The 20,857-nt window shown below is 69.5% G+C and carries 17 protein-coding genes and 1 tRNA gene; 6 read left to right on the top strand and 12 right to left on the bottom strand.

Annotation, left to right across the window (positions count from 1 at the left end; all coding sequences use genetic code 11):
* Positions 1–4 precede the first annotated feature (4 nt).
* From zapE to AACH10_RS09805, 5 genes are all read right to left on the bottom strand, one after another.
* A complete protein-coding gene (zapE, locus tag AACH10_RS09825; RefSeq protein ID WP_341410210.1) occupies positions 5–1,105 on the bottom strand; it encodes a cell division protein ZapE in 1,101 nt (366 codons plus the stop codon).
* 110 nt (positions 1,106–1,215) lie between these two features.
* Positions 1,216–2,643 (bottom strand): dihydrolipoyl dehydrogenase, encoded by a 1,428-nt coding sequence (gene lpdA, locus AACH10_RS09820; protein ID WP_341410209.1) that lies wholly within the window; start codon positions 2,641–2,643, stop codon positions 1,216–1,218.
* A 34-nt stretch (positions 2,644–2,677) separates the two neighbouring features.
* On the bottom strand, positions 2,678–2,998 hold the full coding sequence (locus AACH10_RS09815; protein WP_341410208.1) for a PspC domain-containing protein: 321 nt from the start codon (positions 2,996–2,998) through the stop codon (positions 2,678–2,680).
* Positions 2,999–3,042: 44 nt separating this feature from the next.
* Positions 3,043–4,305 carry a 2-oxoglutarate dehydrogenase complex dihydrolipoyllysine-residue succinyltransferase gene (gene odhB / locus AACH10_RS09810; RefSeq protein WP_341410207.1) on the bottom strand — a complete coding sequence of 421 codons (1,263 nt, stop codon included), beginning with the start codon at positions 4,303–4,305 and terminating at the stop codon, positions 3,043–3,045.
* 125 nt (positions 4,306–4,430) lie between these two features.
* On the bottom strand, positions 4,431–7,283 hold the full coding sequence (locus tag AACH10_RS09805) for a 2-oxoglutarate dehydrogenase E1 component (protein ID WP_341410206.1): 2,853 nt from the start codon (positions 7,281–7,283) through the stop codon (positions 4,431–4,433).
* A gap of 300 nt (positions 7,284–7,583) precedes the next feature.
* On the opposite strand from AACH10_RS09805, the gene AACH10_RS09800 reads away from it, so the two are divergent.
* Complete coding sequence (locus tag AACH10_RS09800) at positions 7,584–7,955, top strand: hypothetical protein (RefSeq protein ID WP_341410205.1); 372 nt, start codon at positions 7,584–7,586, stop codon at positions 7,953–7,955.
* 66 nt (positions 7,956–8,021) lie between these two features.
* On the top strand, positions 8,022–9,608 hold the full coding sequence (locus tag AACH10_RS09795; RefSeq protein ID WP_341410204.1) for an ABC transporter substrate-binding protein: 1,587 nt from the start codon (positions 8,022–8,024) through the stop codon (positions 9,606–9,608).
* On the opposite strand, the gene AACH10_RS09790 is transcribed toward AACH10_RS09795, so the two are convergent.
* The 5 genes from AACH10_RS09790 to AACH10_RS09770 all read right to left on the bottom strand — a co-directional run bounded on the left by AACH10_RS09790 (position 9,592) and on the right by AACH10_RS09770 (position 15,612).
* Positions 9,592–10,857 carry a metal-dependent hydrolase family protein gene (locus AACH10_RS09790; RefSeq protein ID WP_341410203.1) on the bottom strand — a complete coding sequence of 422 codons (1,266 nt, stop codon included), beginning with the start codon at positions 10,855–10,857 and terminating at the stop codon, positions 9,592–9,594. The genes AACH10_RS09795 and AACH10_RS09790 overlap by 17 nt on opposite strands.
* A gap of 30 nt (positions 10,858–10,887) precedes the next feature.
* Positions 10,888–11,868, bottom strand: coding sequence for an NAD(P)H-dependent flavin oxidoreductase (locus tag AACH10_RS09785; RefSeq protein WP_341410202.1), 981 nt, complete (start codon positions 11,866–11,868; stop codon positions 10,888–10,890).
* 175 nt (positions 11,869–12,043) lie between these two features.
* Positions 12,044–13,834: an acyl-CoA dehydrogenase gene (locus AACH10_RS09780; RefSeq protein ID WP_341410201.1), complete on the bottom strand. Its 1,791-nt coding sequence runs from the start codon at positions 13,832–13,834 to the stop codon at positions 12,044–12,046.
* A gap of 93 nt (positions 13,835–13,927) precedes the next feature.
* Positions 13,928–14,860, bottom strand: a complete 933-nt coding sequence (locus tag AACH10_RS09775) for an electron transfer flavoprotein subunit alpha/FixB family protein (RefSeq protein WP_341410200.1) — start codon at positions 14,858–14,860, stop codon at positions 13,928–13,930.
* 2 nt (positions 14,861–14,862) lie between these two features.
* On the bottom strand, positions 14,863–15,612 hold the full coding sequence (locus tag AACH10_RS09770; RefSeq protein ID WP_341410199.1) for an electron transfer flavoprotein subunit beta/FixA family protein: 750 nt from the start codon (positions 15,610–15,612) through the stop codon (positions 14,863–14,865).
* A 174-nt stretch (positions 15,613–15,786) separates the two neighbouring features.
* Here AACH10_RS09770 and murI point away from each other — a divergent pair, with 174 nt between their 5' ends.
* Together murI and AACH10_RS09760 are read left to right on the top strand one after the other, a co-directional pair.
* On the top strand, positions 15,787–16,653 hold the full coding sequence (gene murI / locus AACH10_RS09765; RefSeq protein ID WP_341410198.1) for a glutamate racemase: 867 nt from the start codon (positions 15,787–15,789) through the stop codon (positions 16,651–16,653).
* 48 nt (positions 16,654–16,701) lie between these two features.
* Positions 16,702–16,785 (top strand) — tRNA-Leu (locus AACH10_RS09760).
* Between the two features lie 62 nt (positions 16,786–16,847).
* On the opposite strand, the gene AACH10_RS09755 is transcribed toward AACH10_RS09760, so the two are convergent.
* Positions 16,848–17,453, bottom strand: a complete 606-nt coding sequence (locus AACH10_RS09755; RefSeq protein WP_341410197.1) for a TetR/AcrR family transcriptional regulator — start codon at positions 17,451–17,453, stop codon at positions 16,848–16,850.
* A 125-nt stretch (positions 17,454–17,578) separates the two neighbouring features.
* Here AACH10_RS09755 and AACH10_RS09750 point away from each other — a divergent pair, with 125 nt between their 5' ends.
* Together AACH10_RS09750 and AACH10_RS09745 are read left to right on the top strand one after the other, a co-directional pair.
* Complete coding sequence (locus AACH10_RS09750) at positions 17,579–18,454, top strand: acyl-CoA thioesterase (RefSeq protein ID WP_341410196.1); 876 nt, start codon at positions 17,579–17,581, stop codon at positions 18,452–18,454.
* A gap of 4 nt (positions 18,455–18,458) precedes the next feature.
* The gene (locus AACH10_RS09745; RefSeq protein WP_341410195.1) at positions 18,459–19,850 is read left to right on the top strand and encodes an MATE family efflux transporter; all 1,392 of its coding nucleotides are present in this window, start codon (positions 18,459–18,461) and stop codon (positions 19,848–19,850) included.
* 19 nt (positions 19,851–19,869) lie between these two features.
* Here AACH10_RS09745 and AACH10_RS09740 read toward each other — a convergent pair whose 3' ends face one another.
* Positions 19,870–20,805 (bottom strand): acyl-CoA dehydrogenase family protein, encoded by a 936-nt coding sequence (locus tag AACH10_RS09740; protein ID WP_341410194.1) that lies wholly within the window; start codon positions 20,803–20,805, stop codon positions 19,870–19,872.
* Positions 20,806–20,857: the final 52 nt, after the last annotated feature.

Below are 20,857 nucleotides of genomic sequence, written 5' to 3'. Positions count from 1 at the left end.
TGCGTCATGTCAGCCGCGTGTCCACCGCGCGCCGCTCCAGCGCGAGGTATTCGGCCGACTGCATTTCCTGCAGCCGCGAGATGGTGCGCGGGAACTCGTGCGACAGCGGGCCTTCGGTGTAGAGCTGTTCGGGCGGCACGGCGGCGCTGATGATCAGCTTGACGCGGCGGTCGTACAGCACATCCACCAGCAGCGTGAAGCGGCGCGCCTCGCTGGCCATGCGCGGCGGCATGGCGGGCACGTTGGACAGCACCACGGTGTGGAACTGCTGCGCGATCTCGAGGTAGTCGTTCTGCGAGCGTGGGCCGCCGCACAGCGTCTTGAAGTCGAACCACACCACGCCACCCGCGCGGCGCACGGCCTGCAGCTCACGGTGCTCGATGTGCAGCGTGGGCGGCTCGTCCTGCGCCTCGGCCAGCCCGTTGAAGGCCTCGGTCAGCGCGGCATCGGCCTCGGGGCCCAGCGGCTGGTGGTAGAGCTCGACATGCTCCAGCGTGCGACGGCGGTAGTCGGTGCCGTTGTCGACATTGATGACCTCCAGCTGCGCCTTCAGCAACTCGATGGCCGGCAGGATGCGGTCGCGGTGCAGTCCGTTGGGGTACAGCCCGTCGGGATGGAAGTTGCTGGTGGTGACGATGCTGACGCGGTTGGCGAACAGCGCGTCTAGCAGCCGATGCAGGATCATCGCATCGGTGACGTCGGCGACGTGGAACTCGTCGAAGCAGATCAGCCGGAAGCGCCGCGCGATGCGCCGGCCCAGCTCGTCCAGCGGGTTGACCGTGCCCTTGAGCTCCTGCAGCTGGCGGTGCACCTCGCGCATGAACTCGTGGAAGTGCAGCCGCGTCTTGCGCTGCAGCGGCACGGCCTGGAAGAAGCAATCCATCAGGAAGCTCTTGCCGCGCCCCACCCCGCCGAACATGTACACGCCGCGCGGGATCGGCGGCTTGACCAGCATCTTGGTGATGGCGTTGCCACGCCGCGCCTTGTAGGCGGCCCATTCGTCCTGGCAGCGCTGCAGCGCGGCCACCGCGCGCAGTTGCGCCGGATCGGCCGTGTAGCCGCGTTCGGCCAGGGTCTGGTGGTAGAGCTCGGTGACGTTGCTCATGCCGGTGCTTGCGTGTGCCCTGTCTCGGATGGACGAAGGGGCGACCTGCTGGCCGCCCCTGCGGATTGTCTGGCGCACCGGGCGACGAAGGCGTCGCTCCGGTGTCAGGCTCAGAAGTTCAGCGTGCGCTTGTCGACCGCCAGCGCGGCTTCCTTCGTCGACTCACTCAACGACGGGTGGGCGTGGCAGATGCGCGCGATGTCTTCGGCGCTGGCCTTGAAGGCCATGGCCACACAGGCCTCGGCGATCAGCTCGCTGGCGTAGGGGCCCACGATGTGCACGCCCAGGATCTCGTCGGTCTTGGCATCGGCGATGAACTTGACGAAGCCGGTGGTGTCGCCCAGCGCACGGGCCCGGCCGTTGGCCAGGAACGGGAACTGGCCAGCCTTGTAGGCCACGCCGTCGGCCTTGAGCTGCTGCTCGGTGCGGCCCACCCAGGCGATCTCGGGCGAGGTGTAGATCACCCACGGCACCAGGCCGAAATCCACATGGCCATGCTGGCCGGCGATGCGCTCAGCGACCGCCACGCCCTCTTCCTCGGCCTTGTGCGCCAGCATCGGGCCGCGCACCACGTCACCCACGGCCCACACATTGGGCAGGTTGGTCTTGCAGTCGCCGTCCACCACGATGCAGCCGCGCTCGTCGAGCTTCAGGCCCACGGCCTCGGGGTTCAGGCCGGCGGTGTGCGGCACGCGGCCGATCGAGACGATGAGCTTCTCGACCTCCAGCGTCTGCTCGGCGCCCTTGGCGTCGGTGTAGGCGATCGACACGCCCTTCTTGCCGCTCTTGATCTCGCCAACCTTCACGCCGAACTGGAACTTCAGGCCCTGCTTGGTGAAGGCCTTCAGCGCCTCCTTGGCCACGGCTTCATCCGCCGCGCCCAGGAAGCCGGGCATGGCTTCGAGGATGGTCACGTCGGCGCCCAGGCGGCGCCACACCGAGCCCATCTCCAGGCCGATGACGCCCGAGCCGATCACGCCCAGGCTCTTGGGCGCGGTGGGGATGCGCAGCGCGCCGTCGTTGCTGAGGATCTTCTCTTCGTCGAAGGGCACGCCGGGCAGCGCGCGGGCGCTGGAACCGGTGGCGATGATCACGTGCTTGGCGGTCAGCGTCTCGTTGGCGGCGCCGGTGACGGTGATCTCGTAGCCGCCGTCCACCGCCTTGGCGAAGCTGCCGCGGCCATGGAAGAACGACACCTTGTTCTTCTTGAAGAGATAAAGGATGCCGTCGTTGTTCTGCTTCACGACGGCGGCCTTGCGGGCCACCATCTTGGCCACGTCCATCTTCACCTCGCCCACGCTGATGCCGTGGTCGCCGAAGTGGTGCAGCGCGTGCTCGTAGTGCTCACTGCTCTGCAGCAGCGCCTTGCTGGGGATGCAGCCGACGTTGGTGCAGGTGCCGCCGGGCGCGGGGCCGCCCTTGTCGTTCTGGGAATCGTCGATGCAGGCGACGTTGAAGCCCAGTTGCGCGGCGCGGATCGCGCCGATGTAGCCGCCGGGACCGGCACCGATCACGACGACATCGAATTGCTTGGACATGATGGGAGGTAGGTTGCGCTGAGGATGAGCGGCCTCACTCGGCCGGCACGAAGATCCACAGCAGGAGATAGACGAGCAGACCGGCGCCGCCCCACAGGAACAGCACCGCGAAGATCAGGCGCCAGGCCCAGCTCTCCAGGCCCGTGACACGGGCCAGTCCACCGCACACGCCGCCCAGCCACTTGTCGGTGAGCGAACGGCGAAAGGCGTTCACCGCCGCCAGGCCGGGCGCCGCAGCCGCGGCACCCGGGCCACCGTCGATCAGCCGCTGCTTGGCCCGCTGGAACTCGTCGTCCGTCAGCACGCCGCGGGCGCGCAGGTCTTCGAGCTTGGCAAGGTCATCGGCGATCGACATGGCGGCTTCCTTTCAACGACAGGGGCCGGTGGCGGCGTTCAGGCTCAGATGTCGAACAGCAGGCGCGCCGGATCTTCCAGCGCTTCCTTCATCGTCACCAGGCCCAGCACGGCTTCGCGGCCGTCGATGATGCGGTGGTCATAGCTCATCGCCAGGTAGTTCATCGGGCGCACCACGATCTGGCCGTTCTCCACCACGGCGCGGTCCTTGGTGGCGTGCACGCCCAGGATGGCCGACTGCGGCGGGTTGATGATGGGCGTGGACAGCATCGAGCCGAAGGTGCCGCCGTTCGAGATCGAGAACGTGCCGCCGGTCAGCTCTTCGATGCCCAGCTTGCCATCACGCGCCTTGGCGCCGAACTCGGCGATCTTCTTCTCGATGTCGGCAAAGCTCATCTGGTCGGCGTTGCGGATCACCGGCACCACCAGGCCGCGCGGCGAACCCACCGCGATGCCGATGTCGAAGTAGCCGTGGTAGACGATGTCGTTGCCATCGACCGAGGCGTTGAGCACCGGGTACTTCTTCAGCGCAGCCACCGCGGCCTTCACGAAGAAGCTCATGAAGCCCAGCTTGACGCCGTGTTCCTTCTCGAACTTGTCCTGGAACTTCTTGCGCATCTCCATCACCGGGGCCATGTTGACCTCGTTGAAGGTGGTCAGGATGGCGTTGGTGGATTGCGACTGCACCAGGCGCTCGGCGATGCGGGCGCGCAGGCGCGACATCGGCACGCGCTGCTCGGGGCGCTCGCCCAGGTTCATGGCCACCGGGGCGGCCACTTGCTGCAGCGCGGGCTTGGCGGCCGGGGCGGCCAGCGGCGCGGCGGCAGGGGCCGGCGCGGCCTTGGGCGCGGCCACGGCGGCCAGCACGTCACCCTTGGTGACGCGGCCGTCCTTGCCGGTGCCAGCCACGCTGCCGGCGGCCAGGCCGTTGTCGGCCATCAGCTTGGCGGCAGCGGGCATGGCCACGTCGCTCTTGCTGCCACCGGTGGCAGCTGCGGCGGCCGGCGCCGGTGCTGCGGCGGCGGGGGCCGGCGCAGCGGCGGCCGGGGCGGCAGCGCCGGCCTTGGCCTCGGTGTCGATGCGGGCGATGACCTGGTCGCTGACCACGGTGCCACCATCGCCCACCACCAGCTCAGCCAGCACGCCGGCCGAGGGCGCCGGCACTTCCAGCACCACCTTGTCGGTCTCGATCTCGATCAGGATCTCGTCGATGGCCACGGCCTCGCCGGGCTTCTTCTTCCACTGCAGCAGGGTGGCTTCGGCCACCGATTCGGAAAGCTGCGGAACCTTGACTTCTACGATTGCCATGTTGTTTCTCTGAATTCGTTGCTGTCGCCGCGCAAGGCGCCGCCGGCCTGAGAGCGTTCAGCGGCCGGCGGCACGGGTGCCGGCAGCCGCGGCGCGCAGCGCCCGCGGACCGCCGCACCAGCGGATCACTTGGTCAGGATGAAGCCCTTGAGCTTGGCGAAGGCCTGGTCCAGCAGCGCCTTCTGCTGCTCCTGGTGCAGGTGGGCATAGCCCACCGCCGGGCTGGCCGAGGCCGGGCGGCCGGCGTAGCCGAGCTTCTGGCCGTCGAGCAGGTTCTCGTGGATGTAGTGCTGCACGAAGAACCAGGCGCCCTGGTTCTGCGGCTCGTCCTGGCACCACACCACCTCGGTGGCGTTGGGGTACTTCTTCATCTCGGCCGAGAAGGCCTTGTGCGGGAACGGGTAGAGCTGTTCCACACGGATGATCGCCACATCGGAGGCCTTCTTGTCCTCGCGCTTCTTGACCAGGTCGTAGTACACCTTGCCCGAGCAGGCGATGACGCGCTTGACCTTGTCGGCGACGATGGACTCGTTCTGCTCCGGGATGACCGTCTGGAAGCCGCCGCGGGTGAAGTCGGCCAGCGGGCTGGTGGCTTCCTTGTTCCGCAGCAGGCTCTTGGGGGTCATGATGACCAGCGGCTTGCGGAACTGGCGCACGATCTGGCGGCGCAACAGATGGAAGATCTGGCTGGCCGTGGTGGGCTGCACGATCTGCATGTTGTTGTCGGCGGCCAGCTGCATGAAGCGCTCCAGGCGGGCCGAGCTGTGCTCTGGGCCCTGGCCTTCGTAGCCGTGCGGCAGCATCAGCACCAGGCCGTTGGCACGGCCCCACTTCACCTCGCCCGAGGCGATGAACTGGTCGATCACCACCTGCGCGCCGTTGGCGAAGTCGCCGAACTGGGCTTCCCAGACCACCAGCGCATTCGGCTCGGAACCGGCGTAGCCGTACTCGAAGCCCAGCACCGCCTCTTCCGACAGGATCGAGTCGATGACGACGAACGGCGCCTGGTTGTCGGCCACGTGCTCCAGCGGCACGTAGGTGCCCTCGTCCCACTTCTCGCGCTTCTGGTCATGGATGACGGCGTGGCGGTGGGTGAAGGTGCCGCGGCCGCAGTCCTCGCCCGACAGGCGCACGGCATAGCCGCTGGCCACCAGCGAGGCGAAGGCCATGTGCTCGCCCATGCCCCAGTCGACGTTCATGTCGCCGCGGCCCATGGCGGCGCGGTCGTCGTACACCTTCTTGACCAGCGGGTGCATGTTCACGCTGGCGGGGATGGTGGTCAGGCGCTCGGACAGGCGCTTCCACTCGGTCAGCGGCAGCGCGGTGTCGGCCGCGTCGGTCCACTTCTTGCCGATGAACGGCGTCCAGTCGACCGCGTACTTGCTCTTGAAGTTGCTGATGACCGGGTCGACCGTGTGGCGGCCCTCGTCCATCGCGGCGCGGTAGGCCTTGACCATCTCGTCGCCCAGCGACTCACCCAGGCCTTGCGCCGACAGCTTGTCGGCGTAGAGCTTGCGGGTGCCGGGGTGGGCGCTGATCTTCTTGTACATCAGCGGCTGGGTCAGCGCGGGGGTGTCCTGCTCGTTGTGGCCCAGCTTGCGGAAGCAGATGATGTCGACCACGACGTCCTTGCGGAACGCCATGCGGAAGTCCAGCGCCAGCTGGGTGGCCAACACCACGGCCTCGGGATCGTCGCCGTTGACGTGCAGCACCGGCGACTCGACCATCTTGACGATGTCGGTGCAGTACAGCGTCGAGCGCAGGTCGCGCGGGTCGCTGGTGGTGAAGCCGATCTGGTTGTTGATGATCAGGTGCACCGTGCCGCCCGTGGAGTAGCCACGGGTCTCGGACAGCATCAGCGTTTCCTGGTTCACGCCCTGGCCACCGAAGGCCGAGTCGCCGTGCACCAGCACCGGCAGCACCTGGGCGCCCAGCTTGTCACCGCGGCGGTCCATGCGCGCGCGCACCGAGCCCTCGACCACCGGGTTCACGATTTCCAGGTGCGAGGGGTTGAAGGCCAGGCTCAGGTGCACCGGGCCACCGGCGGTGGAGATGTCGGAGCTGAAGCCCTGGTGGTACTTCACGTCACCCGCGGGCAGGTCTTCCGGCGCGGTGTGGTCGAACTCGGCGAACAGGTCCTTGGGCATCTTGCCCAGGGTGTTGACCAGCACGTTCAGGCGGCCACGGTGGGCCATGCCGATGACGATCTCCTGCACGCCCTTGTTGCCGGCCTGCTGGATCAGTTCGTCCATCGCGGCGATGAACGACTCGCCGCCTTCCAGCGAGAAGCGCTTCTGGCCGACGTACTTGGTGTGCAGATAGCGCTCCAGGCCTTCGGCCGCGGTCAGGCGGTCGAGGATGTGCTTCTTCTGCTCGGCGTTGAAGCTGGGCTTGGAGCGGATCGCCTCGAGCTTCTGCTGCCACCAGCGCTTCTGCGTCTGGTCGGTGATGTGCATGAACTCGGCGCCGACGGTGCCGCAGTAGGTCTCGCGCAAGGCCTGCAGCAGGTCGCGCAGCGTCATGTTCTCCTTGCCGAAATAGGTGTTCGCGGCACTGAACGTGATGTCCATGTCGGACTCGGTCAGGTCGTAGAACGCCGGCTCCAGCTCGGGGATGCGGGGACGCTCGGTGCGCTTGAGCGGATCCAGGTCGGCCCAGCGGGCGCCGATGTTGCGGTAGGCCGCCACCAGCGACTGGACATGCACCTGCTTGCGCGCGACTTCCAGGTCGGCCGAGCTGGCCTTCAGGGCGAAGGCATTGGCTTTGGCGCGCTGGGCGAAGCTTTCGACGACGGGGGCGTGGGCGACATCGCGGCTGTCGGTGCCGTCGACGGCCGGCACGTGCTGCAGGTTGTCGAAATAGGCACGCCAGTTGTCAGGCACGCTGCCGGGGTTGTCGAGGTAGGCCTCATAAAGCTCCTCGACATACGGGGCATTGCCCCCGAACAGGTACGAGTTGGACCTGTATTGCTGCATCATCGCTCGCTCACCTTTCGCCCCGGTTTCCAGGGCTCCGATGGGTTGGACAACCTTCCGCGGCCCGGCTCGACCGGTTGGCGGATTGCGACCCGCCTTGCTGTTGTCTCGATCGATTTCTCGATCAGCAAGGGGCACGAAAGGACCGAATTACTTCATGCGGCGGCACTGTAACACTGTTGGAATCCCTGACCGCGGCGACATTACACAACAGCCAACCTGTTTACAGCCTGACAAAAGGCCGGTGCATGCCCCGCGTTTCGCGGCGCCCGGCGCGGCCGGGCCGGGCCACACTGCGCGCCCATGACGCCCCGCCGCGGTGAGCACCCGGTGATCCTGCTGCACGCCGACGCGCCGCCCAAGCCGGCCGTGGGCGCGGCCTGCAATGGCTGCGGCGTGTGCTGCGCCTGGCAGCCCTGCCCGCTGGGCGTGCTGGTGAGCCGCCGCCGCCACGGCGCCTGCACCGCGCTGCTGTGGCACGACGAGGCGCGCCAGTACCGCTGCGCGCTGGTGTGGGGTGCGCGACGGCGCTGGCCCGGCCTGCCGCGCGCCGCCGAAGCCCTGCTGAAGCGCCTGGCGCGGCGCTGGATCGCCGCCGGCATCGGCTGCGATTGCGAGGCGGAGGTACAGCGTCCGGCGGCCTCGCCAACCGATGGCCCGACAGCGTGCGGGTGAATCCCGGCTGCCAAGGCCACAAGGGGCACTAGCATCCGGGTTTTGTTTCTCCCCGGAGTTGCCTCCATGACGCTGAAGAATGCATCCCGCTGGGCCCTGGCGGCCCTGACCGTGGCCGCCAGCCTCGCCACCCTGCCCGCCCAGGCCGCGCCGCTGCGCTGGGGCGCGCAGAACGACATCCTGACGCTGGATCCCCACAGCCAGAACCACGCCACGACCAACGCGATCCTGATGCACGCGTACGAGGGCCTGGTGCGCTACAACGCCAAGTACGAGGTGGAGCCGGCACTGGCCACCAAGTGGACCTACATCACGCCCACCCAGGTGCGCTTCGAACTGCGCAAGGGCGTGAAATTCCACGACGGCTCGCCCCTGGTGGCCGATGACGTGGTGTTCAGCTTCGGCCGCATCAAGCAGCCGCAGGGCACGATGTCGATCTACGTCACCGGCATCAGCGAGGTGAAGAAGGTCGACGACCACACCGTCGACTTCATCCTGTCGGGCCCCAACCCGATCCTGCTGCGCAACATCGTCGACTTCTTCATCATGAGCAAGTCGTGGGCGGAGAAGAACCGCACCACCAACACGCAGGACTACAAGGCCAAGGAGGAGAACTACGCCTCGCGCAACGTCAACGGCACGGGCCCGTTCCGCATCCTGAGCTGGCAGCCCGAACAGCGCGTGGCCATGGCCCGCCACGACGGCTGGTGGGACAAGCACACCAGCAACGTCGACCAGGTGATCTACACCCCGATCAAGGCCGACAGCACCCGCGTGGCGGCCCTGCTCTCGGGCGACCTGGACATGGTGACCGACGTGCCGCCGCAGGACGTGCCGCGCCTGCGCGCCGATGCCAAGCTGAAGGTCATCGACGGCCCCGAGGTGCGCACCATCTTCATCGCACTCGACCAGCACAACGCCGAGTTGAAGTACAGCAGCGTGAAGGGCAAGAACCCGTTCAAGGACCGCAAGGTGCGCGAGGCGCTGGACATCGCCATCGACCGCGAGGCCATCAAGCGCAACGTGATGCGCGGCATGTCGCTGCCCGCCGGCATCCTGGTGGCGCCGGGCGTCAATGGCAACACGCCCGAGATCGACAAGCCGCTGAAGGTCGACCTGGCCAAGGCCAAGCAGTTGCTGACCGAAGCCGGCTACCCCAACGGCTTCGAGTTCCAGCTGAACTGCCCGAACAACCGCTACGTCAACGACGAGAAGATCTGCCTGGCGCTGGCCTCGATGTGGGCCAAGATCGGCGTCAACACCAAGGTGGCCGCCGAGTCGATGAGCACCTTCATCCAGAAGGTGCAGAACTTCGACACCTCGGCCTACATGCTGGGCTGGGGCGTGGCCACGTACGACGCGCAGTATTCGCTGCAGTCGCTGGTGCGCACCCGCACCTCGGGCGCCGACGGCAACTTCAACTTCGGCCGCGTCAGTGACCCGGCACTCGACAAGCTGGTCGACGGCATGAAGGTGGAGACCGACGTGGCCAAGCGCAACGCGCTGATCAAGGACGCCCTGGTGCGCACCCGCGACGAGCACCTGGTGCTGCCTCTGCACCACCAGATCCGTCCGTGGGCGATGGTCAAGAACGTGGACACCATCCACCGTTCCGACGACCGCCCGCAGGCGCGCTTCACGTCGATGAAGTAAGGCCGTCGCGCACCACCCGGCCCGCCTGCATCAGCAGGCGGATGCCGGTGTCGGGCGCAGCCAGCATGGCCACCTCCTGGGTCGGGTCGCCGTCGACCAGCAGCACATCGGCCCAGGCACCCGGCACCAGTTCGCCGATCTGGCCTTCCAGGCGCATCAGGCGCGCGGCCTCGATGGTGGCACTTTGCAGGATCTGCACCGGTGTCTGCACCGCGCTGCGGATCGTGAACTCCTCGCTCTGGCGCACCTGCATGTGGCCCAGCAGGTCGGTGCCGAAGACCACCGGCACGCCCTCGGCCATGGCGATGCGCACGGCCTCCAGGCCGCGGCCCTTCACGCGCGCCAGCTTGTCCAGCATCTCGCCCGTCCAGCCCAGGCGCACGCCTTCATCGGCCAGCGCGGCATAGGTGGCCAGCGTGGGCACCAGGTAGGCGCCGCGCTGCTTCATCACGCGGGCGCTGGCCTCGTCCAGCAGGTTGCCGTGCTCGATGGAGCGCACGCCGCTGTCCACGGCGCGGGTGATGGCGCGCGGCGAGTAGGCATGGGCCATCGCATACAGGTTGGCGGCCTCGGCCTCCTCGCAGGCGGCGCGCAGTTCGTCCAGCGAGAACTGCGTGCCTTCCAACGGATCGGCCGGGCTCGAGATGCCGCCGCCGGCCATGATCTTGATCTGGTTGGCGCCGGTGCGCACCTGCTCGCGCACGGCGCGGCGCACCTCGCCCACGCCATCGGCAATGGCGCCCAGCAGCCCCAGGCCGGCGCAGGTGCAGAACCAGTCGCGCTGGCGCACGGCACGCGGGCGCATGTCGGCATGGCCACCGGTCTGGCAGATCGGAAAGCCGGCGATCAGCAGGCGCGGGCCTTCGAACAGGCCCTTGGCCTGCGCCGTCTGCAGGCCGGCATCGGCACCGGCCGCGTCGCGCACTGTGGTGAAGCCGCGGTGCAGCATGCCGCGCATGATGGCGCCTGACTCGGCCGCCACCAGCGAGGGCGGCTGCAGGCCCAGCAGCGTGAGGTCGTGGTGGGCGGCCGTGACGTGCACATGCGCGTCGATCAGCCCCGGCAGGGCCACGCGGCCGCCACCGTCGATGCGCTGGGCCGCATCGTCGACCGCCGGCGGCCCCGAGGGCGCATGCGGCAGCACGGCGGCGATGCGGTCACCGTCGATGACCAGGGTGGACAGCGGCCCCAGCGTGCCGCGCACGCTGTCGAAGGGCCGGACGTTCGAGATGACTTGGCGGGTGCTCATGCGCCGATTGTGATCGGCCCCGCCCTTGGATCAAGCGGCCGCGACCCCGGATTCCATCGGCGTCAGGCCCAGGCGCTGACGGGCGGCGGCGTACTCGCGCTTCAGGCGCGCCACCAGTTCGGCGGTGGGCACCACCTTGTCGATGGCGCCGATGCCCTGGCCGCAGCCCCAGATGTCCTTCCAGGCCTTCTTGGCGTCGCCGCCGAAGTTCATCTTGCTGGGGTCGCTCTCGGGCAGGTTGTCGGGGTCCAGGCCGGCCGCCTTGATGCTGGGCTTCAGGTAGTTGCCGTGCACGCCGGTGAACAGGTTGCTGTAGACGATGTCGTCCGAGTTGCAGTCGACGATCGCCTGCTTGTAGGCCTCTTGGGCGCGGGCCTCTTCGGTGGCGATGAAGGCCGAGCCGATGTAGGCGAAGTCGGCGCCCATGGCCTGGGCCGCCAGCACGGCGTCGCCACTGGCGATCGAGCCGCTGAGGGCCAGCGGGCCGTCGAACCACTGGCGGATCTCCTGGATCAGTGCGAACGGGCTCTTGGTGCCGGCATGGCCACCGGCGCCGGCGGCCACGGCGATCAGGCCGTCGGCGCCCTTCTCGATCGCCTTCTTGGCAAAGAAGTTGTTGATGATGTCGTGCAGCACCACGCCGCCCCAGGCGTGCACGGCCTCGTTGACGTCGGTGCGCGCACCCAGGCTGGTGATGATGATGGGCACCTTGTACTTGGCGCACATTTCCATGTCGTGCTCGAGCCGGTCATTGCTCTTGTGCACGATCTGGTTGATGGCGAAGGGCGCGGCCGGCTTGTCCGGGTTGGCCTTGTTGTAGGCCGCCAGCGTCTCGGTGATCTCGGCCAGCCACTCGTCGAGCTGGGCGGCCGGGCGGGCGTTCAGCGCCGGCATCGAGCCGACCACGCCGGCCTTGCACTGCTCGATCACGAGCTTGGGGTTGCTGATGATGAACAGCGGCGAGCCGATGATGGGCAGCGGCAGCTTGGCAAGCACGGGAGGCAGGGGCACGGATCACTCCTGGTGGAAAGGCTTCGAATCGACGGCGCAGTGTGCGCAGCGCACCGGCCGGTTCACTATCACGCGGGGGACAAGCCGCAGCGGTCGGCACCGCTGGGCGGAGATTGCACCGCAGCGCCAGCCGCCGGTCTTGCGCCGGCTGGCTGCCACGGTGCCGGCAAGGCGGTCAGAACGCGTCGAGCGCCAGCGCGGTGACGCTGTCGGCGCCATCGACGATGGCGTCGCGCAGGCTGGTGCAGCGGCTGAGCACATGGTCGCCGTGGAAGCGCGCGGTGGCGATCTTGGCCTGCATGAACTCGGCCTCGTCACCGGCGGCCAGCGCGTCCTCGGCGGCCATCAGCGCGCGGCCCATCTGCCAGCCGGCCACCACCATGCCGCTGAGCATCAGGTAGGGCACGCTGCCCGCGTAGGCGGCGTTGGGGTTGCCCTTGCCCTGTGCGGCGATGAAGTCGATGGCATCCAGCCAGGCGCGACGGGCCGTGCCCAGGCGCTGCGCGAAGGTCTTGCTCGCGGCGCTGCCGCGGGCGGCGAGTTCGCCCTCGGTGGCCTCGATCTGCGCGGCGATGGCGCGGGCGCCGGCGCCACCGTCGCGGCTGGTCTTTCGGCCCACCAGGTCATTGGCCTGGATGGCCGTGGTGCCCTCGTAGATGGCCAGGATCTTGGCGTCGCGCAGGTACTGCGCCGCGCCGGTCTCCTCGATGAAGCCCATGCCGCCGTGCACCTGCACGCCCAGGCTGGCCACCTCCAGACTCATCTCGGTGCTGTAGCCCTTGATCAACGGCACCAGGAACTCGTAGAAGGCCTGGTTCTGCGCGCGGGTCTCGGCATCGGGGTGGGCATGGGCCGCGTCGTACGCGGCGGCACCCACCAGTGCCATGGCGCGGCAGCCTTCCACCTGGGCGCGCATGGTCATCAGCATGCGGCGCACATCGGGGTGGTGGATGATGGGCGCGGCGCTGGTCATCGAGCCATCCACCGGACGGCTCTGCACGCGGTCGCGTGCGTACTGCACGGCCTTTTGATAGGCCCGGTCGGCCACCGCGATGCCCTGCACGCCCACGCCGAAGCGCGCGGCGTTCATCATCACGAACATGTACTCCAGGCCGCGGTTCTCCTGGCCCACGAGATACCCGATGGCGCCGCCATGGTCGCCGTACTGCAGCACGGCGGTCGGGCTGGCCTTGATGCCCAGCTTGTGCTCGATGCTGACGCAGTGCACATCGTTGCGCGCGCCCAGGCTGCCATCGGCATTGACCATGAACTTCGGGCACACGAACAGCGAGATGCCCTTCACGCCCTCCGGCGCACCGGCCACACGGGCCAGCACCAGATGGACGATGTTCTCGGCCATGTCGTGCTCACCGTAGGTGATGAAGATCTTGGTGCCGAAGATCTTGTAGCTGCCATCGGGCTGCGGCTCGGCACGGGTGCGCACCTGGCTCAGATCGGAGCCAGCCTGCGGCTCGGTGAGGTTCATCGTGCCGGTCCAGCGGCCCTCGATCATCGGCGGGATGTAGGTGGCCTTCTGCTCATCGCTGGCGGCCGTGAGCAGCGCCTCGATGGCGCCGTCGGTCAGCAGCGGGCACAGCGCGAAGCTGACGTTGGCGGCGTTGACCATCTCGGTGCAGGCCGCGTGGATCAGCTTGGGCAGGGCCTGGCCGCCCAGTTCGGCCGGGTGCTGCAGCCCTTGCCAGCCACCCTCGGCGTACTGGCGGAAGGCGTCCTTGAAACCCGGCGTGGTGCTGACCTTGCCGTCATGGAAGGACGAGGGGTACTTGTCGCCCTCCCAGTTCAGCGGCGCGACCACGCCCTCGTTGAGCTTGGCGCACTCTTCCAGCACCGCGGCGGCGGTGTCGTGGCCGGCTTCCTCGAAGCCAGGCAACTGGGCCACGGCATCGATGTTGGCCAGGGCCTTCATCGCGAAGAGCATGTCCTTGACGGGGGCACGGTAGGTCACAGCAGGTCTCCGGGTCGAAAAAAAGGCGCCATGGTGGGCGCCCTCAGGGAATGAAGCCTGCCCGGCGCTGGCGCCGGGCACGGCAGGCGCGGTTTACAGCGCGTTGATCAGCTCGGGCACGGCCGCGAACAGGTCGGCCTCCAGGCTGTAGTCGGCCACGCTGAAGATCGGTGCCTCGGGGTCCTTGTTGATCGCGACGATCACCTTGGAGTCCTTCATGCCGGCCAGGTGCTGGATGGCACCCGAGATGCCGCAGGCCACGTACAGCTGCGGCGCCACGATCTTGCCGGTCTGGCCCACCTGCCAGTCGTTGGGGGCATAGCCGGCATCCACCGCAGCGCGGCTGGCGCCGAGCGCGGCGCCCAGCTTGTCGGCCAGCGGCGTGAGCACCTCGTTGAACTTCTCGCTCGAGCCCATCGCACGGCCACCCGACACGATGATCTTGGCGGCGGTCAGCTCGGGGCGGTCGTTCTTGGCGATTTCGCTGCCCTGCCAGGCGCTGCTGCCGCTGTCGGCCACGGCGGCGATGGTCTCCACGGCGGCGCTGCCACCGCTGGCGGCCGCGGCGTCGAAGCCGGTGGCGCGCACGGTGATCACCTTGGTGGCGTCAGCGCTCTGCACCGTGGCGATGGCGTTGCCGGCGTAGATTGGGCGCTCGAAGGTGTCCGAAGACACCACCTTGCTGATCTCGCTGATCTGCGCCACGTCCAGCAACGCAGCCACGCGGGGCGCGGCGTTCTTGCCACCGGCGGTGGCGGCGAACAGGATGTGGCTGTAGCCCGACGCGATGGCCAGCACCTGGGCGGCCACGTTCTCGGCCAGGCCATGGGCCAGGCTGTCGCCGTCGGCGTGCAGCACCTTGGCCACACCGGCGATCTGCGCGGCGGCCGCGGCAGCGGCGCCGGCGTTGTGGCCGGCCACCAGCACGTGCACATCGCCACCGCAGGCGGCGGCGGCCGTCACGGTGTTCAGCGTGGCGCCCTTGAGGCTGGCGTTGTCGTGTTCGGCAATGACGAGGACGGCCATGTTCAGATCACCTTCGCTTCGTTCTTCAGCTTGTCAACCAGCGTGGCCACGTCGGCCACCTTGATGCCGGCCTTGCGGCCCGCGGGCTCGGCCACCTTCAGCGTCTTCAGGCGCGGCGCCACATCCACGCCCAGATCGGCGGGCTTGACCACGTCGAGCGGCTTCTTCTTGGCCTTCATGATGTTGGGCAGCGTGACGTAGCGCGGCTCGTTCAGGCGCAGGTCGGTGGTCACCACGGCCGGCAGGCTCAGCGACAGGGTCTCCAGACCACCGTCGATCTCGCGCGTGACCTTGGCCTTGCCGTCCACCACTTCCACCTTGCTGGCGAACGTGGCTTGCGGCAGCTTGGCCAGCGCGGCCAGCATCTGGCCGGTCTGGTTGCAGTCGTCGTCAATCGCCTGCTTGCCCAGGATCACCAGGCCGGGCTGTTCCTTGTCGACCAGAGCCTTGAGCAGCTTGGCCACGGCCAGCGGCTGCAGCTCATCGGCGCACTCGACCAGGATGGCGCGGTCGGCCCCGATGGCCATGGCCGTGCGCAGGGTTTCCTGGCACTGCGTGACACCGCAGGACACGGCGATGACCTCGGTGGCCACGCCCTTTTCCTTCAGACGCACGGCCTCTTCGACGGCGATCTCGTCGAACGGGTTCATGCTCATCTTGACGTTGGCGATGTCGACACCCGTGCCATCGGACTTCACGCGAACCTTCACGTTGTAGTCGACGACACGCTTCACGGGCACCAGTACCTTCATGAGACGCGGCTCCTCGGGAGTTGAATTGACGTTTACGTAAACCTGGAAAGATTCTAAGGGGGCACCTCGGGCGCCACCATGGCAAGAAATCGAACGGTCGTGCTATTTTTTGCCATTGTGCCAAAGCGCGCCGTCGCCCCGGCGACGCCCAGGGGCATTTAGACTGCGCGCCCCATGGCAGGCCACGGCACATCTTCCGGCAACACGGCGCACGGCGATGCAGCGCTGGGCACGCCACACATCGGCGTGTTCGACACCGGCATCGGCGGCCTGTCGGTGCTGCGCGCGCTGCGCCGCCAACTGCCCGCGGCGCGTTGCACCTACCTGGCCGACTCGCGCTTCAACCCCTGGGGCGAGCGCCCGGCCGACTGGGTGGTGGCGCGCAGCCTGCAACTGGCCGCCTGGCTGATCGAGCGGAAGCAGGTCGATCTGGTGCTGATGGCCTGCAACACCGCCACCACGCAGGCCATCGCCGCACTGCGTGCACGCTGGCCCGAACGCCCGTTCGTGGGCGTGGAGCCCGGCATCAAGCCCGCCGTGGCCGCCACGCGCTGCGGCCAGGTGGCGGTGATGGCCACGCCCGGCACGCTGGCCAGCCCGCGCGTGGCCAACCTGATCGAGCAGCATGCCGGCGGCGCCCAGGTGCACCGCGTGCCCTGCCCCGGCCTGGCCGATGCCATCGAGACCGAACCACCCGAATCGCCCCGCCTGGCCGCCCTGCTCGACCGCTTTGCCGCCGAGTTGCAGGCCACCGGCTCCGACACCGTGGCGCTGGGCTGCACCCACTACCCGCTGGTGGCCGACGGCCTGGCCGCGCGCCTGCCGGCCGGCGTACAACTGATCGACACCGCCGAAGCGGTGTCGCGCCGCGTGGCCAGCCTGCTGCCGGTAGCCGCCCGAGCCCCTGGCGCGGACGGCACACCCGGCGCGCTGCGCCTGCTGGCCACCGGCGATCCGGCGCTGCTGCAACAGGCCGCACGGCGCTGGGTGCAGCCCGATGCGCAGGCCGAGGCGCTGGCCCTGCCAGACCTGCCCGGCTGAGCGCGGGCCGGCCACGTTTGGCGCCTATCATCGGCGCCGCCCCACTCGGCGCGAGTGACGGAACGGTAGACGTAGCGGACTTAAACTCCGCAGCCGCAAGGCGTACGGGTTCGAGTCCCGTCTCGCGCACCAGCCTTTCAGGCCGCCCCGAGCCGCCGGCCCGGTACCAGTCTGGTGCCAGTTGCTTGCCGGCTTCAGCGAGGTGCCGATGCGGCCCTCTCGGCGAGCCCCGCACGCACCGCCTTGAGCATGGCATCCGAGCGATCGGCATCGACCAGCACGCGCGACAGCAACAGCCCCCCGACCATCGCGCTCACCGCGAACATCGCTTCCTCGTCGCTGCTTCCGGCCAGTTCCGCCGCGCGGGCGATGAAGCGTTCGACATGCTCGGACATCACCGCGCGCACCGGCGCCTCGGCGCGCGCCGCGTCGGCGGCCAGCGCGGCCACGGCGCAGCCTGAGGCACGGGCGTCGCGGTGGCCGCGGCTGAGGTAGCTGCGCGCAAATGCATCGAAGGTCGGCGCCGGCGCAGCGGCCTTCGTGGGAGCGGCGGAGGTGGCGGCCGCAGCGGTGGCAGCACGCGAAGCCGCCGCGCCCTCCACGAGCGCGCGCTGCAGCGCCTCGGCCAGCAGTTCGTCGCGCGAGGCGAAGTGGCCGTAGAAGCCGCCATGCGTCAGGCCGGCGCTGCGCATCAGGCGCGCCACGCTCACCGACTCCAGCCCGGCATCGCGGATCTGCGCGGCGGCCTCGCGGAGGATGCGCTCGCGGCTTTGGGCCTTGTCGGCCTGTGAATGGCCCATGGGGATGCACTCCGGCAACGGTGGCGTCGCGCGGCGCCTGCGGCAGCCCAGGCACCTGCGCGACAACAGGGATTTCTGGATTGTATTTATCATCCACCTGAATGACGATCATCATCCAGAAATCCATGAACGCCACCGCTCCGCACACGACCGGCACCGACCTGCAGCCCGACCTGCAGCCCGACCTGCAGCCCGATCTGCACCCGCTGGACCGCGCCACCCGCCTCGTGCCGCAGCCCGACGGCACGCTGCACGGCCACACCGATGCGGACTACGCCAACCAGGTGGGGCCGTTCGGCGGCGTCACCGCGGCCACGCTGCTGAAGGCGGCGCTGGACCATCCGCAGCGCCTGGGCGACCCGATCGCGCTGACGGTCAACTACGCCGGCCCGGTGGCCGATGGCGCGTTCACCGTCGTGGCCACGCCGCTGCGCACCAACCGCAGCACCCAGCACTGGTGGCTGGCGCTGCAGCAGGGCGACGAAACCGTGACCACCGCCACCGCGGTGTTCGCGCAACGCCGCGAGACCTGGACCGCCACCGAGGTGGCGCGGCCCGCCGCCCCGGCGCCCGACACGCTGCCCCGAGCCCAATACAGCCAGGTGGCGCGCTGGATCGACCGCTACGACCTGCGCTTCGTGCGCGGTGCGCTGTTCGGCGCGCCGGCCGACGGCAGCGAGCCCGATTCGGTGAGCACGCTGTGGCTGCGCGACGACCCGCCGCGCCCGCTGGACTTCGTGGCGCTGGCCTCGATCTGCGACGCCTTCTTCCCGCGCATCCTGATCCGCCGGCCCAAGCGCGTGCCCTTCGGCACCGTGTCGATCACCACGCACTTCCATGCCGACACCGCGCTGCTGCAGGCCCAGGGCACGGCCCATGTCCTGGGCACGGCGCGGGCGCAGCACTTCGGCCGCGGTTTCCACGACCAGTCGGCCGAGGTCTGGGGCGCCGACGGTGCGCTGCTGGCCACCAGCCACCAGATCTGCTACTTCAAGGAATGACGCGGTGAGCGCCACCGCCGTCTCGCCCGCCGCATCGTCCACGGCCGCCCATCCGCTGCTGCAGGGCGCCATCCTGCCCACGCTGCTGCGCCTGGCCGCGCCCAGCGTGCTGGCCATGGCCATGCAGGTGCTGGTGGGCATTGCCGAGACGGTGTACGTGGGCCGGCTGGGCGCCACGCCGCTGGCGGCGATGGCCCTGGTGTTCCCGTTCCTGATGCTGGCGCAGCAGCTGTCGGCCGGGGCCATGGGTGGTGGTGTGTCGTCGGCGGTGAGCCGTGCGCTGGGAGCCGGCGATGCACCGCGCGCGCAGGCGCTGGCGCTGCACGCGGTGGCCATCGGCGGCGTGCTGGGCCTGGTGTTCACCGCCGTGCTGCTGCTGGGCGGGCCCACGTTCTACCGCTGGCTGGGCGGGCGCGATGCGGTGCTGGTCGCGGCGGTGGACTATGCGGCGGTGCTGTTCCTGGGCGCGCCGCTGATCTGGCTGAGCAACACGCTGGCCTCGGTGCTGCGCGGCACTGGCAACATGCGCATCCCGTCGGTGGGCATCCTGGGCGCGTCGGTGCTGCAGATCGCGCTCGGCGGCTGGCTCACGCTGGGCGGCTGGCCGGCGCTGGGCCTGGCGCCGATGGGCATGGCCGGCGTGGCGCTGGCCAACATCGTGGCCGGTGCGGTGAGCGTGGCCTTCTTCGTGTGGGCGCTGCGCAGCGGCCAGGCGCGGCTGACGCTCACCTGGCACGGCATGGTGTGGCGGCGCGAGATGTTCGCCGACATCCTGCGTGTGGGTGCGCTGTCGATGGTGTCGCCGTTCCAGAGCGTGCTGTCGGTGCTGCTGCTCACCGGTTTCGTGGCGCGGCTGGGTGCGCTGCCACTGGCCGGCTATGCCATCGGCCAGCGGCTGGAGTTCCTGCTGATCCCGATCTCATTCGGCATCGGCGTGGCCGCCCTGCCGATGGTGGGCATGGCCATCGGCGCGCGCGACGTGGCCCGCGCCCGCCGCGTGGCCTGGACGGCCGGCGCCACCTCGGCCGTCAACCTGGGCCTGATCGGCGCCACCGTGGCGCTGTGGCCCGACCTGTGGGCCACGCTGTTCACGCAGGACGCCGCGGTGCTGGCCCATGCGCGCGAGTTCCTGCGCACCGCCGGGCCGGCCTTTGCGTTCTTCGGCCTGGGGCTCACGCTGTACTTCGCGGCCCAGGGCGCCGGACGCATGCTGGGGCCGGTGCTGGCCGGCACGCTGCGCCTGGCCGTGGTGTTCGGCGTGGGCACGGCACTGATGCACGCTGGCAGCGGCACCACGGCGCTGTTCGCGCTGGTGGGTGGCGCGATGACGGTGTACGGCCTGGCCACGGTGGTGGCCGTCTGGTTCACGCCCTGGGGGCCGCCAGCGCGGGCCTGATCCCCCAAGGCTGCGCGATTCAGCCCGCCGCCAACCGCTGCCACGCCGTGGCGGCGCGTTGCTGGCGTGCTGCGCCCGCCACCGCAAACAGCGCGGCATCGCGCTGCCAGCGCTGCGCGGCCTCGTCGCCCTCACCGGCTGCGGCCCACAGCGGCTGCGCCTGGACGTAACTGGCATGGGCCAGATGCAACGCACCGGCCAGCGCCACATGCGTGGCCGGGGCCTGCACGTCCTCGCCAGCCAGCGTGGCCAGCAAGGCCATCACCGCCGCCAGTTGCTCTCTGAAAGCCTCGGGCCAGGCGCGCGCCCGGGCCTCGCGCAGCAGGTAGGCCAGCACGGCCAGCGTGACATGCAGGTCTTCCAGCGTGCGGAAGGGCTTGACGTAGCGCGCATAGCCATCGCCCGGCAGCAGCGCCTCGGCCGGCAGGTGGACGCTGTCCATGCGCAGCGTGGCGTGCGGCACCTCGGGCACGAAGCGGGTGGCCGGCATCGGCGTGATCGCCAGCCCCGGCGTGGGCACCGGCACGCGCAGCAGGCGCAGCTGCGGCCGCTCGTCGCCGGCTTGCGGCGGCAGCGCCGCAGCGACCAGCAGCAGCGTGCCGCTGGGGCCCAGCGTGGTCCAGCGCTTGGCGCCGTCCAGCTGCCAGCCGCCGCCGGCTTGCGCGGTGAGCGTGCTGCGGATGTCGCGCGGCCGGTTGCCCGTGTCCTCGGTGACGCAGAAGGCGGCCAGCGCGTCGCCCGGCAGATCAGGGCACAGTGCGCGCAGCGCGGCCTGGTAGCCGCTGGCAAAGGCCCAGGCCACGCGGTCGGCCGCGAAGCCGCCAAGGAGGGCCATGGCCAGCGGATCGGTGCCAACCGCGCCGGCCCAGGGCCGATGAGGCCACCAGTCGGTGACGGTGGGCTGGGGCCGGGCCTGGGGATCGGCGCTCAGGGCATGGCGCAGTGCGGCGTGCATCGGTGGGGGCGGGTGGCAAAGGCCTGCGCGGGATGCGCCGGCCGGGTGGCCA

Origin of the sequence: Pseudaquabacterium inlustre, assembly GCF_038066595.1 — a bacterium.
GTDB lineage: Bacteria > Pseudomonadota > Gammaproteobacteria > Burkholderiales > Burkholderiaceae_C > Pseudaquabacterium > Pseudaquabacterium inlustre.
The sequence above is the reverse complement of the archived record's forward strand: the minus strand, read 5'-3'. Positions and strand labels throughout refer to the sequence as shown.

Bases quoted from the DNA above. Each gene is read 5' to 3' on its own strand.
- zapE (WP_341410210.1), bottom strand. From the start codon at position 1,105: ATGAGCAACGTCACCGAGCTCTACCACCAGACCCTGGCCGAACGCGGC.
- lpdA (WP_341410209.1), bottom strand. From the start codon at position 2,643: ATGTCCAAGCAATTCGATGTCGTCGTGATCGGTGCCGGTCCCGGCGGC.
- AACH10_RS09815 (WP_341410208.1), bottom strand. From the start codon at position 2,998: ATGTCGATCGCCGATGACCTTGCCAAGCTCGAAGACCTGCGCGCCCGC.
- odhB (WP_341410207.1), bottom strand. From the start codon at position 4,305: ATGGCAATCGTAGAAGTCAAGGTTCCGCAGCTTTCCGAATCGGTGGCC.
- AACH10_RS09805 (WP_341410206.1), bottom strand. From the start codon at position 7,283: ATGATGCAGCAATACAGGTCCAACTCGTACCTGTTCGGGGGCAATGCC.
- AACH10_RS09800 (WP_341410205.1), top strand. From the start codon at position 7,584: ATGACGCCCCGCCGCGGTGAGCACCCGGTGATCCTGCTGCACGCCGAC.
- AACH10_RS09795 (WP_341410204.1), top strand. From the start codon at position 8,022: ATGACGCTGAAGAATGCATCCCGCTGGGCCCTGGCGGCCCTGACCGTG.
- AACH10_RS09790 (WP_341410203.1), bottom strand. From the start codon at position 10,857: ATGAGCACCCGCCAAGTCATCTCGAACGTCCGGCCCTTCGACAGCGTG.
- AACH10_RS09775 (WP_341410200.1), bottom strand. From the start codon at position 14,860: ATGGCCGTCCTCGTCATTGCCGAACACGACAACGCCAGCCTCAAGGGC.
- AACH10_RS09770 (WP_341410199.1), bottom strand. From the start codon at position 15,612: ATGAAGGTACTGGTGCCCGTGAAGCGTGTCGTCGACTACAACGTGAAG.
- murI (WP_341410198.1), top strand. From the start codon at position 15,787: ATGGCAGGCCACGGCACATCTTCCGGCAACACGGCGCACGGCGATGCA.
- AACH10_RS09755 (WP_341410197.1), bottom strand. From the start codon at position 17,453: ATGGGCCATTCACAGGCCGACAAGGCCCAAAGCCGCGAGCGCATCCTC.
- AACH10_RS09750 (WP_341410196.1), top strand. From the start codon at position 17,579: ATGAACGCCACCGCTCCGCACACGACCGGCACCGACCTGCAGCCCGAC.
- AACH10_RS09740 (WP_341410194.1), bottom strand. From the start codon at position 20,805: ATGCACGCCGCACTGCGCCATGCCCTGAGCGCCGATCCCCAGGCCCGG.